10 protein-coding genes are annotated in these 12,679 nt (G+C 63.1%); 7 read left to right on the top strand and 3 right to left on the bottom strand.

Going from position 1 to position 12,679, the window contains the following annotated elements:
- The first annotated feature begins 99 nt into the window (after positions 1-99).
- Both CA260_RS17800 and rsgA read left to right on the top strand, forming a co-directional pair.
- Positions 100-1,152: a LacI family DNA-binding transcriptional regulator gene (locus CA260_RS17800; RefSeq protein WP_111984330.1), complete on the top strand. Its 1,053-nt coding sequence runs from the start codon at positions 100-102 to the stop codon at positions 1,150-1,152.
- A gap of 293 nt (positions 1,153-1,445) precedes the next feature.
- The gene (gene rsgA / locus CA260_RS17795; RefSeq protein WP_111984329.1) at positions 1,446-2,498 is read left to right on the top strand and encodes a ribosome small subunit-dependent GTPase A; all 1,053 of its coding nucleotides are present in this window, start codon (positions 1,446-1,448) and stop codon (positions 2,496-2,498) included.
- Positions 2,499-2,565: 67 nt separating this feature from the next.
- Here rsgA and CA260_RS17790 read toward each other — a convergent pair whose 3' ends face one another.
- Both CA260_RS17790 and CA260_RS17785 read right to left on the bottom strand, forming a co-directional pair.
- Entirely contained in the window at positions 2,566-3,342 is a 777-nt protein-coding gene (locus CA260_RS17790; RefSeq protein WP_111984328.1) for a hypothetical protein, read from the bottom strand.
- Positions 3,343-3,787: 445 nt separating this feature from the next.
- The gene (locus tag CA260_RS17785; RefSeq protein WP_111984327.1) at positions 3,788-4,618 is read right to left on the bottom strand and encodes an endonuclease/exonuclease/phosphatase family protein; all 831 of its coding nucleotides are present in this window, start codon (positions 4,616-4,618) and stop codon (positions 3,788-3,790) included.
- 301 nt (positions 4,619-4,919) lie between these two features.
- Between CA260_RS17785 and CA260_RS17780 the strand changes: the two genes are divergently transcribed.
- The 5 genes from CA260_RS17780 (at position 4,920) to CA260_RS17760 (ending at position 10,371) form a co-directional block, all read left to right on the top strand.
- Complete coding sequence (locus tag CA260_RS17780; protein ID WP_111984326.1) at positions 4,920-5,315, top strand: GFA family protein; 396 nt, start codon at positions 4,920-4,922, stop codon at positions 5,313-5,315.
- A 142-nt stretch (positions 5,316-5,457) separates the two neighbouring features.
- Positions 5,458-7,143, top strand: coding sequence for a methyl-accepting chemotaxis protein (locus CA260_RS17775; RefSeq protein ID WP_172461887.1), 1,686 nt, complete (start codon positions 5,458-5,460; stop codon positions 7,141-7,143).
- Between the two features lie 91 nt (positions 7,144-7,234).
- Positions 7,235-7,483: a hypothetical protein gene (locus CA260_RS17770; protein WP_238149807.1), complete on the top strand. Its 249-nt coding sequence runs from the start codon at positions 7,235-7,237 to the stop codon at positions 7,481-7,483.
- A 260-nt stretch (positions 7,484-7,743) separates the two neighbouring features.
- Positions 7,744-8,325: an OmpA family protein gene (locus CA260_RS17765; protein ID WP_111984323.1), complete on the top strand. Its 582-nt coding sequence runs from the start codon at positions 7,744-7,746 to the stop codon at positions 8,323-8,325.
- Between the two features lie 288 nt (positions 8,326-8,613).
- Positions 8,614-10,371, top strand: a complete 1,758-nt coding sequence (locus CA260_RS17760; protein ID WP_111984322.1) for an LTA synthase family protein — start codon at positions 8,614-8,616, stop codon at positions 10,369-10,371.
- A gap of 492 nt (positions 10,372-10,863) precedes the next feature.
- Here CA260_RS17760 and rho read toward each other — a convergent pair whose 3' ends face one another.
- Entirely contained in the window at positions 10,864-12,621 is a 1,758-nt protein-coding gene (gene rho / locus CA260_RS17750) for a transcription termination factor Rho (protein WP_111984320.1), read from the bottom strand.
- Positions 12,622-12,679: the final 58 nt, after the last annotated feature.

Here is a 12,679-nt window from a genome sequence, read left to right as displayed (position 1 = left end):
TCAAGGGGGCGCTCGCGGCCTCGTGGTTGCCGGCGCCTTGTAAGCCCCCCGGTCCGGGAGGCATAGTCACCCGGCAGCTTGGCACGGCCGGGAGAAGACATGCGGGTACGCCTGGAAGATGTAGCGCGCGCGACGGGCGTCTCGCCGAAGACGGTGTCGCGCGTGCTCAACGAGGAGCCCTCGGTCAAGGAGTCCACCCGCCAGAAGGTGTTGGCGGCGATGGAATCGATGAACTATCGCCCCAGCCCTTCCGCGCGCGGCCTGGCCGGCAGCCGCTCGTTCCTGGTGGCGATGCTTTATGACAACAACGACAACCCGGCCTCGACCTATCTCGCCGAAATCCAGGACGGCGTGCTCGATGCCTGCGATGCGCACCGTTACAGCATGATGGTGTGCCCGCTGCGCGTACGCGACCAGGATTTCATCCGTCGCGTCGACGCGCTAGTGTCCGACCACCACATCGACGGCGTGATCGTGACGCCACCGCTCACCGACTACGCGCCCTTGCTCAAGCGCCTGCAAGAACACGGCGTGCCGCACGCAAGCATCTCGCCGGTGAACCACGAAGGCGTGATCGGCGTCTGCATGGACGAGCAGAAGGCTGCGAAGGCGCTGGTCGATCATCTCCTGCAGCAGGGCCATCGCCGCATTGCCTATATCGCCGGCTTTGCCAACCACGGCGCCAGCCGCTGGCGACTCAACGGCTACAAGGACGCGATGGCGGCCGCGGGCATCGCCTACGACCCGAAGTATGTGGTGCAAGGCGAGTTCACCTTCGGCTCCGGCGTGCTCGCCGCCCGGCAGCTGTTTACGCTTGCCGAACCGCCAACGGCCATCTTTGCCGCGAACGACGACATGGCGGCCGGCGTGATGTGGGCGGCGAACGAGCGGGGCCTCAAGGTCCCGCAGGATCTCTCCGTCTGCGGTTTCGACGATACGCCGCTCGCCACGCAACTGTGGCCGCCGCTCACCACCGTGCGCCAGCCAGCCCGCGACATGGGCAAGCTCGCGGCATTGCAACTGATGGAACTGCTGCGCGGCCGAGGCACCGGCCTGCTGGTGCAGGTGCCGTATTCGCTGCAGTTGCGCGAGTCGACCGCGCCCGCGCCGCGCGAGGCGCCCGTGAAGGGGCGGCGCAAGGCTCGCATCTAAGCAGCGAAGACAGCCGGCGTGCGCGTTCGACGCACGCGTTTCCGTCATGGCTAACGAAAGACGTGCAGCACTTGCATGTGCTGCATGGCGTGGCTACTCTGCGCCTCCCATCAACCCAACAAGAGGAGGAATAGAACAATGATTGTTGTAGCAGCAGCCTCCGCCGGGTCGACGCGCTTCTGATTTTCTGCCGGCTTTTCGCCGGCGCGCTTCATCTTCCGCTTCGCACCCAGGCGATTCGTTCGGCCCCGTTTCCGGCTGGCCGTCGTTCTCTTTGTCTGCAGGGTGCTCCCATGCCTTTGAATTTTTCCCTCCACCAGCTCGGCTGGCGGCCTGAGTTTGCGCAACACCTGACGCTCGACGATTTCGAGGCGGGCTATCCCGCGCGCGTCGCGGCGGTGCATCGGGGCGGTCTCGATGTGTTCTCCTCGCGCGGGCAGGGCACCGCCGTGGTGCCGCGCCATGTCGAAGCCGATGCCGGTATCGCCGTCGGCGACTGGGTCCTGGTGGAACATGGGGCGGGTCGCGTGATCCGCCTGCTGGAACGTCAGTCGCTCATCGCGCGCACGGCGGCCGGCGAAGAACATCGCCGCCAGTCCATCGCCGCCAACCTCGACGCGCTATTCATCGTGTCCTCGTGCAACGAGGACTTCAATCCATCGCGCCTGGAGCGCTATCTGGCGCTGGCGTTCGACGCCTCGGTGACGCCGGTGGTGGTGCTCACGAAGGCCGACCTGTGCGCCGACGCGGCGGCCTACGTGGCGATGGCCGAACGCTTGGCGCCCTCCATGGCCGTGGTGGCGGTCAATGCCACCGACCCTTCATCGGTGGAACAACTCTCGCCATGGCTGGCGCCCGGCAGGACGGTCGCCTTCGTGGGCTCGTCGGGCGTAGGCAAATCCACGCTGGCCAACCGCGTCATCGGTGCAGACGTGCAACTGACGCATGGCATTCGCGAGGACGACGCGCGCGGGCGTCACACCACCACGTCGCGCGAGATGTTCGCCACCACGATCGGCGCATGGGTCATCGATACGCCGGGCATGCGTGAACTACGCCTGGGCGCGACTGCGCCCGATCTGGGCATGGTCTTCGATGACGTGGAACGGCTCGCCTCACGGTGCCGCTTCCGCGATTGCCGGCATGAAGACGACAGTGGTTGCGCTGTGATCCAGGCTGTCGCGGAGGGGGTGCTGGATCCACGGCGCCTCGACAACTATCGCAAGCTGCAACGCGAAGCGGCACACGCGCAACGCAGCCAGCGCGAAGAGCGTGAGCATGGTCGTCAGTTCGGGCATGTCGTACGGCAGGCCATTCGTGCCAAGCGCGAGCGGCTCGAGCAGTGAATGGCGCGGCGGTGCGAGACCAAGGCGCGACAGAGGCCGCGGGATGCGGCCTCTGTCATCGCAGGAGCTATTTGCCAGCGCCCTTGTAGCTGAGCTCGGTGTTGTAGCTGTCCACGTGGGATGAACTGCTTTCAGTGGCCTCGTTGAGCGATTTGCGCATCGCCTGCGCATCCTGCTTGCCGTACACGTTTTCGACCATGGTCCAGAGCGGCGTTTCCGGATCCTTGCCAAGGTCTTCCCACGACTTGGCAGGTATCACGACGACGAAATCCGGCGCATCGGGACCGGCCTGCTGCATCTCGCCGATCATGTAGTTGCTGGGCCATTTCGTCTTCTCGGCGGCGGCGGCGATCTTCTTGGCAACGTCGATGAAGGCCTCGTGCGGCTCATGGCCATGCTTGAGCTTGAAATCGACCACCTGGATGTACGGCGACGTCAGAGCCATGCCCTTGGGCATGTGGCTCAGGTCATTGCGTGCCTCGACGAATCCGCTCACCTCGCTTTTCAGATGTGGATTCACGCTGGCGCGAAAGATCTGGTCGCAGGCCTTGCTCGTCTCATGCATCGCATCGAAGGCCGACCACGGCACGGCTTCGGTGGTATAGGAATAGGCGTAGGTATCGCCGGTTTCGTGGGACCAGGCGGTCCACGTGTACTTGAAGCCGTGCTGGTTGAGGCACTGGTTGTAGCTCTTGATGCCGGCTTCGTACGCCTGCTGATCCGCCGGGGCCACAAAGTCGGTGTAGTCGCGAATGAGCATGGGCTTGGGCGCATCGGCCGCGGCAATGGCACTGATGCAGCTGCAGGCGGCCACGCTGGCCAGCCAGAGCGTCGACGATTTCATGATGTTCTCCCTTGAGGCAGCGGCCTCGATGATGGGTGCGGTCGCGTTATGGAGCGAAAGCGCGAGAACGTTCGATCACGATGGCAACAGCGTGGAACGAGGTCCTGTCACACGGACCACGGGGACGAAAGAACGACGGGCACGACGTGTCGGCAACACGTTGTGGGTAGGGTGACGCAACGCGCTGTGGCGTCGTCGTGCCCGGCGTGTCGGAAAGGAAAGGTGATGTATTGGCGAACATGGCGCGCCCCGACGTGGTCGATGTTGGCGGCGTCACGCGGAACCGGCCGTTGACCGAAGTGGCGTGACGCGTCTGCCTGAAACAAAGCCGGGCGGCTGGACGAATGTTGCGCTCGTCACGCAAGGTGGAAATACGTCGAAAAGCATAGGCCGCCCATGGGGCGGCCTGGCGGTACCTGGAAACGACCGGCGAAACGCCGGCGAATCAGGGTTTGCTTGCTGTCCAGGTCAGGTCGGTCACGACAGGGAAGTGATCGGACGGATAGCGTCCGGCCTCCTGCGTGGTGACCGTGGCGTAGTGCGTCGGCGTGAAACCGCGCGTGAGGATGAAGTCAATGCGCTGGTCCGGTTGGCCGGTGAAGTTGTGGAAGGTCTTTTCCGGCCCCTCCACTTTGGGCGACGCCACGCGGGCATCCTGCAGCGTCTTCGTCAGTAGCGCGTAAGTCTCGCTGCTCGGCGTGGTGTTGAGATCGCCGGTGAGGATGAAGGGCACGCCCTTGGGCAGTGCCGCGATCCGCGCGACGATTTCCTTCGCGCCCTTCAGTCGCGCCGGCTCGTCTTCCTCGCGATAGGGCAGGTGCGTGTTGTAGTAGTAGAACGTGCGACCCGTGGCGATCTGTTCGAACAGCGCCCAGGTCACCATGCGTGGAAGCGGATGGCCCCAGGTGATGCTGCCGGGTTTGTCGGGCGTATCGGACAGCCAGAAGTTGCCCGAGTCCTTCAGCCGCAGCACGTCCTTTCGATAGAACACGCCCATGTGCTCATCCGCATGCCCACCGAAGCGGTCGATACCGAACCAGGTGTACTCGGGCAACTTGCTCACGACGTAGTCGCCCTGTTCCTTGTGCAGCTCCTGCGTGCCCATCAGGTCGGGGTGCTGTTCGCGGACGGTACGCACGAAGATGTCGCGCCGCGCTTCCCAGCGGTTGGGGCCATCGGCGGCCATGGGCGTGCGCACGTTGAAGCTCATCACGCGCAGCGTCTGCGCGGCGGCGGGGAGGCTGGCAGCCGCCAGCATGGTGAACAGCAGGGACATCAGACGAGGGCGGAACAGGGACACGATCACCTCCGGCGTGCTGAGAAGGTAGGGACCGTAGCACGATCGCCCGACACGATCACTTGGCCTTGAGGTATCGTGCGCGCCACCACCCGGCTACCCACGGTGCACATGGCATGAGCGACACCTCAATCCACTGCAACGGGCAGCCTTGCACAGGCGCGTCGTCACCGTCGTCTCGCGTCCACCCTGCGCAGGCGCATGGAACATCGCCGGCGGTTTCGAACTGGCCTGGCACGACGCCTGACGCATCGCCTCATCGCACCACGGAAGCTCCGCCATGACCCAGCGCGTCGCCACCTGCAGTTGCCGCCAGCTGATGCTGCGCACGACGGAAGAACCGTTGCGCGTCTCCATCTGCCATTGCCACGCCTGCCAGCGCCGCACCGGCAGCGTGTTCGGCGTGCAGGCGCGCTTTCGCGAGGGGAGCGTGGTGATCCGCGGCCGTGCGACCGCGTATGTACGCAAGGGCGATACCGGGCAGGACGCCACCTTTCATTTCTGCCCGGTATGCGGTTCGACGCTCTATTACCGGCTGGATTCCGTCGAAGGCCTGATCGGCGTACCGGTCGGCGCCTTCGCCAACCCGGGGTTTCCGGCACCGAACATCTCGGTGTTCGAGGAGTGCATGCATCCGTGGGTCACGGTGCCCTCGGACATCGAGCACATCCACTAGCCCACAGCGTTTGGACGGCCGATCGCGCGAAGGCAGCCACGTCGATGAACGCAGGCTGGCGCGCAAGAACTTGCTCATCAAGGACAAGCACGCAGCGCCGATATCCGCCATGAGGGGAGATACCGTCTGTGGCAGGGCTATCATGCGCTTTACCGTTCGTCTGAAAATCATCGCGGCCATGGGCATCGCCCTGGCCATCGCTGCTGTCGTGGGTCTGGTCGGCCTGTACGGAGTCCGCGCGACGTACCGGCTCGTCGACGACATGTATCGCACCAACGTGCTGGCCATCGTGGCGGTCACCGACGTGCGCGCCGCCATCATCGATGACCGCCTGGCATTGAACCGCTCGATCATCGATCCCAGCCAGCGAGGTTTGGCGAAGAAGATCGCGGCCGACAAGGAACGACTGGACGCTGCGTGGCGCCGCTACTATCCGGGCATGGTGTCCACGGCGGCCGAACGCCGCGTGGCGGAACAGTTCGAGGCGGTGCGCAAGGAAACGCTGCCCTTGATGGACCATGAGGTCGCGCTGCTGGACGCGGGCAAGACCGACGAGGGGCGCGCGCTCCACGTGAGCAAAGTGTCCCAGGGCATGACCGGCGAGACCGCTGCGATCGACCAGCTCATCAGCATCAACGAAAAGCAGGCCGGGGGTTCGGCGGCCGATGCGGCGACGCACTTTGCGCGTACCTGGCGGCTTTCGCTGGCCATCCTCGCGCTGGGCGTACTGGTGCTGCTGGTCGTCGCTGCGGCCCTCATCCGCACCGTGACGCGGCCACTGAACCAGGCGCGTATGCTTGCGGGTGCCATCCAGCAGGGTAGGCTCAACAACGCCACCATCGTCACCGGCAACGACGAATTCAGCGACACGTTGCATTCGCTGGACGCCATGGATCGCCAGCTCACCGCCATCGTCACCCAGGTGCGCGACGTGGCCGAGCAGGTGAACAGTGCCGCGCGCGACCTTTCCCAGGGCAACGACGACCTGTCCCAGCGAACGCAGGAGCAGGCCAGCTCGCTGGAGGAAACCGCCGCATCGATGGAAGAACTCGCCGCCACCGTGAAGCAGAATGCCGAAGGCGCCGGTCAGGCACGCGAGATGGCGCTGCGCATGCGTCGACGCGCGGAAGAGGGCCGCGACATCGCAGGTTCCGCTGTCGGCGCGATGCAGGCGATTACCCAGGCAAGCAAGGAAGTGGGCGAAATCGTCGGCATGATCGACGAGATCGCCTTCCAGACCAACCTGCTCGCCCTGAACGCGGCGGTCGAAGCCGCGCGCGCAGGCGAACAGGGTCGCGGCTTCGCGGTGGTGGCCACCGAGGTGCGCAACCTCGCACAGCGCAGCAGCGCAGCCGCCAGGAGCATCAAGTCGCTGATCCAGGACACGACGCTCAAGGTGTCCGAAGGTGCCGGGCTGGTGGAGCGCACCGGGCAGGCGCTCAACGACATCGCCGGCGAAGTGCGCGAAGTCAGCACGATCATCGAAGTGATCGCCGCGGCTTCGGAAGAACAATCCGCCGGCATCGGCCAGGTCAACAACGCGGTGACGACGCTGGACGAAGTCACGCAGCAGAATGCTGCGCTCGTGGAAGAGGCCAGTGCGGCCAGCCGGAACACGCTGGATCTGTCCCAGGCGTTGATCAAGCAGGTCGCCTATTTCGCGGTGCAAGGCGAAGCAGAGGCAGCGACGAAGACGGCCGCAACCACCGTGGTCGCCCACGCAGCGCCGTCGAAGCCCTCCGGCACGGCGACGTTCCAGGCTCGCCCGGCGCGACCGTCGGCCACGGCCGAACTGGTCACCGCCGGCGATCACTGGAAGGAATTCTGATCCATACTTCTCTATTGGTACTCAACGCATGGCGCGCTCGCGCGTTCCCTGCGTTGGCCACACCAGCAATGCAACAAGGCGAGAAGGACGCATGCAGTCAGGAGAGTTCGATCGATGGGCAAGGACGCGCAAGCGAGGCATGCTGCGCTTTGTGCTGCGCAGCGGCGTGGTCTTCTACGGCCTGCCGATGTTCTTCATCATGACGTACCTCATTCCGCACCCGCGTCTCACCACCGCGCAGTCGGCGATGCTCTGGCTGATCGCCGGCACAGGCTTTGGCGTGGCGATGTGGCTCGTGCAGGAGCATCGATTCAGAAAGGTGACTCGTCGTCCATCGTGAGTCGCGCTTAACGAAAAACTCCCCTCGATCTTCATCTGGTCTTTCGCCGCAGCGGCGCAGTGTCTCGTGAGACCGCGGTCAGGCGGTTGATGGCTGCGGTGGGTCGGTGTGTGCGTGTGCCTGCATGGCTATGGCATGCGTGACAACCGGGAGGCTTCAGCATAGTCCGCCTGACGTAGGGGGCGGGGTCTCTCGGCATGCAGCTGTCTTGCTGTTCTGGGCAGGCGCACGCATGAAGCCAAACAAGAGGAGACCAACCCATGGCACGCCATACCACCTACGTCGTTCGTGCATTCGCGGGTGCAATGATCGTCGCGCTCTGCGGCTGTTCCGACTTCGTCAAGAAGACCGACTACGACGCCGCCCTCACCGAGTTGCGCGGCAACGATCAGAAGCAGCAGCAGGAGATCGACTCGATCAAGCAGGAGATGCAGCAGAAGTTCGCGCAATACGACTCGCAGATCACGGCCATGCAGGGCCGCATCAGCGTGAATACGATCGCGCATTTCGATACCAATCAGTCGACCATCCGCGATGACGACAAGAAGCAGCTCGATGACTTCGCCAAGATCATCAAGGACCATCACTCCAACGCGGTCATCACCGCCGAAGGCTTCGCCGATCCTTCCGGCAGCGCAGCCCACAACCGCCGCCTGGCGCAGAAGCGCGCCGACGCCGTGCGCGATTACCTGATCCAGACCGGCGGCCTCAACGCCGAACAGGTCCGCGCCGTCGGCTACGGCGAAGTGAAGAACCGCCAGGTCGTGAAGGGCGCCCACGGCGACGAAGGCCAACCGAACCGCCGCGTGACCCTGGTGACGGATTTCACGGGTAGCACCTGAGTCGAGATAGCAATCCCGGTGCACGAACAAGGCCACCCCGGTGGCCTTGTTCGTTTTTGAGGCCGACGCGCCGGCAACATAATTAAGCTTTCGTGAAGCTTGCGTAGAATGGTTTGTGACAGTAAGGTTCCCGCCGGGGAGTCAGGTTCATGCAAGCTTCGACTTAGAACCCTTTTCCGGTGTTCCATCGCAGGCGAGGCGGAAGCCGCTGTAAGAGCGGTTTTGGTCGATATACGGGTGCTTGCTCCCTCTGTCGTTACCGTGCAGCGAAGGAGTTAGCCCGTGAGGATGACCTGGCTATATCGCCTGGGGGTAGTCGTGGCCGCCCTTATGACATTGTCAATTAGTTCGTGGGCGATGGACCGTCTGTCGCTGAATGTCGAGATCGACAGTTATCTGTTTTCGTACGGCTTCTGGGTCAGCTCCATCCCCGTTTCATTGCTGCTGATCAGCCTGATCGCGCTTACGGGGCGTGCATGCGTGTCCCTGTTGGTTTCGCTGGCGTTCCTCGCCGCACTGTATGCGATCAATACGCAAAAGACCGTTCATCTCGCTTCAACCTTGAACGTCTTTGATTTTTATCTGTTGAAAGGCATCGACTGGAGTTCGGTGAGCCTGTTCGCTCACTACATAAACTGGACTTGGATATTGCTGGCATGCGTCGCGCTCGTGCTTGCTGTCGGGTTGCTTTTGCGCCTGGAGAAGCCCGTTCTGCCCCGGAATCTGCTATTGCGCATCTGCATGCTTGCATGTGCCATTGGCGTGGCCGATCAGGTGCTTGTCGGAGATACCGGTCGGCATATTTATGACGCTGATCGGTTGCGTGTGTCATCGCCTTCGCCGTTTCTTACTCAGTTTCACGCGGGCCTGATAGGCAGCCTGTTTTACGCCGGTAACGATATGAATGCCGCGCTGAATGAGCCCATTGACCGGCAGGCGGTCAAAGGTCTCCTGGCTCGCCTGGATATCCATGACAGGTTTGTTCCGGACGCACGTGAGGGGCAGCAGCCGGACGTTGTTGTCATCCAGAGCGAATCATTCTTCGATCCGGGCATCCTGAATCAGGTGTCCGATACGCATCAGCTCCTGCCGACGCTGCATCGGGCATTCGAACATGGTGTAGGCGGGTCCATGACGGTGCCCACGTTTGGAGGTGGCACGTTGCGAACCGAGTTTGAAGTGCTCACGGGCATTCCTCTGGCTGCGTATCCGCACGTCCAGTTTCCTTACCTGCAGATTTCGCGTTTAACCATTCCCGGTCTCGCGCGTGATTTTGAACAGGCAGGCTACGAGACCGTCGCCGTACATGGCAACGGCGGCGAATTTTGGAATCGTCGGCATACGTTCAAGTCGTTGGGATTTTCAAAATTCATAACGGCAAAGACGTTTGGGCCGCAATCGTACAAGGATGGCCTGTACCTGTCTGATCATTCGATGACGGACGAGATCATAGGTCAGCTGGAAAGGGGCGGGCGGCCGCAATTCGTATTCGCGATCAGCATTGAGGCGCACGGCCCGTACAGGGGAGTGCAGGTCAAGGATGAAGCCCTCCGTAGCAGCATTCCAGCTCCCGCGGGGGTATCAGCTACGGCTTGCGAAGAATTCTCGCACTACGGTTACCACATAGCGGCTGCAGATCGGGAATTCGGGCGGCTCTGGGACTACCTCGAGCACAGGAGGCGACCGTATATCCTCGTTTTCTATGGAGATCATCTGCCAGGTCTGGAGGTGGTCTACCAGGAGACGACCTTCCGCAATGGCAAGCCGGCAGAGATGCAGCAAGTTCCATGGGTCGTGGTTGGCAGCGGACTCGATGGTGCCAATAGGCAAGAGATCTACGCCTGGATGCTTCCGCACGAAATATTGAAGCTTGCGCAGGTAAATGGTTCGGAATACCTCGATGTGGCCTTTGCCGCCGGCCGCCTCGCTCTTTCGGGTGGGGACGACGCCGATGGACACCTGCTTGACGATCTCTATTCGGCTGCGCGATTGAATCTGAGCGGTGAATTTGAAGACGCAGACGGGGCCCACAGCAATGCGCCTTAAAACGGGGCTCCGGCTTTCTCGAAAAGGCATGGTGAATATCACGGCGGTATTGCTGCTCGCGAGTCTCGTCACAGTGGTTTATTGGTTGTCGAATCATGGAAGGAAGGCCATGTTGGTCGTGACTCCTTCACGCATTGAGCAATGCTCGCGGCCTCGCATCGCAGCGGATGTGCGCTGGGTAGTCCCCAAAGGGCAGACGGCCGTGATTTACATTTATATGGTGGGCCAAAGCCCGCCTGTCCCGTGGCACGGGGCTGAGGGGCATGGGGAGGCGAGGACAGGTGAATGGGTGGCTGACGGAACCACCCTTGCGCTTACGGCACAGGATGGAACGGTGCTTTCCAAGCACACCATGACGTCCATTGCATGTGAGTGACGACGGCTTAGGGATTTCGCATCCTCCCGTCCTGTGCGTGTGCCGAGGGGCCGGAGAAAATGGTGCAAAAAAAGCCGCCCCGAAGGCGGCTTTTTCTATCGGCGAAGCGCTGGTGATCAGCGCTTCATCGAATTGAAGAACTCGTCGTTGGACTTGGTGTTCTTCATCTTGTCGAGCATGAACTCCATCGCGGCCAGCTCGTCCATCGGATGCAGCAGCTTGCGCAGGATCCATATCTTGGAGAGCAGGTCCGGTTCGATCAGCAGGTCCTCGCGGCGGGTGCCGGAGCGGTTGATGTCGATGGCCGGGTACACGCGCTTCTCGGAGATGCGGCGGCTCAGGTGCACTTCCATGTTGCCGGTGCCCTTGAACTCTTCGTAGATCACCTCGTCCATCTTGCTGCCGGTGTCGGTCAGCGCGGTGGCGATGATGGTCAGGCTGCCGCCTTCTTCCACGTTGCGGGCGGCCCCGAAGAAGCGCTTCGGGCGCTGCAGCGCGTTGGCGTCCACACCACCGGTGAGCACCTTGCCGGAGCTCGGCACCACGGTGTTGTAGGCACGGGCGAGGCGGGTGATGGAGTCGAGCAGGATGACCACATCCTTCTTGTGCTCGACCAGGCGCTTGGCGCGCTCGATCACCATTTCGGCGACCTGCACGTGGCGCACGGCCGGCTCGTCGAAGGTCGAGGAGATCACTTCCGCACGCACGGTGCGGGCGATTTCCGTCACTTCTTCCGGGCGCTCATCGATCAACAGCATGATCAGATGGACGTCCGGATGGTTGTACTGGATGGCCTGCGCGACGTTCTGCAGCATCATCGTCTTGCCGGACTTCGGCTGGGAGACGATGAGGCCACGCTGGCCGCGACCGACCGGCGCCACCAGGTCCAGGATGCGGCCCGTGATGTCTTCGGTGGAGCCGTTGCCGCGCTCGAGCTTGAACGCCTTGCGCGGGAACAGCGGCGTCAAGTTCTCGAACAGCATCTTGTTCTTCGACGCCTCCGGCGGATCGCCGTTGATGTCGTCGACCTTGAGCATCGCGAAGTAACGCTCGCCTTCCTTCGGATGGCGCACGCGTCCGGTGATGTAGTCGCCGGTGCGCAGGTTGAAGCGGCGGATCTGGCTGGGCGACACGTAGATGTCGTCCGGACCGGCGAGGTAGGACTCGTCGGCCGAGCGCAGGAAGCCGAAACCGTCCTGCAGGATTTCCAGCACGCCCTCGGCCCAGATGCCACCGCCGGAGCGGGCGTGGGCCTTGAGGATGGAGAAGATCACGTCCTGCTTGCGGGCGCGCGCGACGCCTTCCTGGATGCCCAGCGACTCGGCGAATTCCAGCAGCTGGATCGCGTTCTTGCGCTTGAGTTCCGTGAGGTTGATCAGGCGATCGTTGCTGCCCGCATCGGCGTAATCATCGTCGACCGGCAGGCCGTTGTTGTTGCGCGGATGCTGCTGATTGCCGCCACCGCCACCGCCCTGGCCACGCTGCTGATTGCGTTCGTGGCGGCGACGACGACCGCGGCCATCGCGATCATTGCGGTTGAACGGCTGGTTGCCGTTGCCGCCACCTTGCTGCTGGCCGCCCTCGCGAGCTTCCTGCGGCGGGCGCTGGCCACCTTCATTTTGCTGCGACTGGCCTGCGGAAGACTCGGTGGCAGGGGCGGGCGCCGGCGCTTCGACGGGCGGCGCGGCGCGTTCGGCGCGCTCGACCGGCGGAGGCGGCGGCATGTCCAGCTGGGCCTGCTTTTCGGCCTTGGCTTCCGCGGCGGCTGCGGCAGCAGCGGCGGATCGGCGTGGTGCGCGAGTGCGGGTTTCAGCCACAGGTTTGGCGTCGGCGCTCTTTGCGTCGTTGGTTTCTTTGCTTTCGATATCAGACACGGGCAAACCTCTGCGGGGCGCCGTTGATGAACAGGAGGGAAGGTTGCGTTGCGCGGAC

This window comes from Dyella jiangningensis (assembly GCF_003264855.1).
Taxonomy (GTDB): domain Bacteria; phylum Pseudomonadota; class Gammaproteobacteria; order Xanthomonadales; family Rhodanobacteraceae; genus Dyella; species Dyella jiangningensis_C.
Note: the sequence above shows the minus strand (reverse complement) of the source record. Positions and strands in the feature narration are given on the sequence as shown.

Bases quoted from the DNA above. Each gene is read 5' to 3' on its own strand.
- CA260_RS17760 (WP_111984322.1), top strand. From the start codon at position 8,614: ATGACCTGGCTATATCGCCTGGGGGTAGTCGTGGCCGCCCTTATGACA.
- CA260_RS17785 (WP_111984327.1), bottom strand. From the start codon at position 4,618: ATGTCCCTGCTGTTCACCATGCTGGCGGCTGCCAGCCTCCCCGCCGCC.
- CA260_RS17780 (WP_111984326.1), top strand. From the start codon at position 4,920: ATGACCCAGCGCGTCGCCACCTGCAGTTGCCGCCAGCTGATGCTGCGC.
- CA260_RS17775 (WP_172461887.1), top strand. From the start codon at position 5,458: ATGCGCTTTACCGTTCGTCTGAAAATCATCGCGGCCATGGGCATCGCC.
- CA260_RS17800 (WP_111984330.1), top strand. From the start codon at position 100: ATGCGGGTACGCCTGGAAGATGTAGCGCGCGCGACGGGCGTCTCGCCG.
- CA260_RS17765 (WP_111984323.1), top strand. From the start codon at position 7,744: ATGGCACGCCATACCACCTACGTCGTTCGTGCATTCGCGGGTGCAATG.
- rsgA (WP_111984329.1), top strand. From the start codon at position 1,446: ATGCCTTTGAATTTTTCCCTCCACCAGCTCGGCTGGCGGCCTGAGTTT.
- CA260_RS17770 (WP_238149807.1), top strand. From the start codon at position 7,235: ATGCAGTCAGGAGAGTTCGATCGATGGGCAAGGACGCGCAAGCGAGGC.
- CA260_RS17790 (WP_111984328.1), bottom strand. From the start codon at position 3,342: ATGAAATCGTCGACGCTCTGGCTGGCCAGCGTGGCCGCCTGCAGCTGC.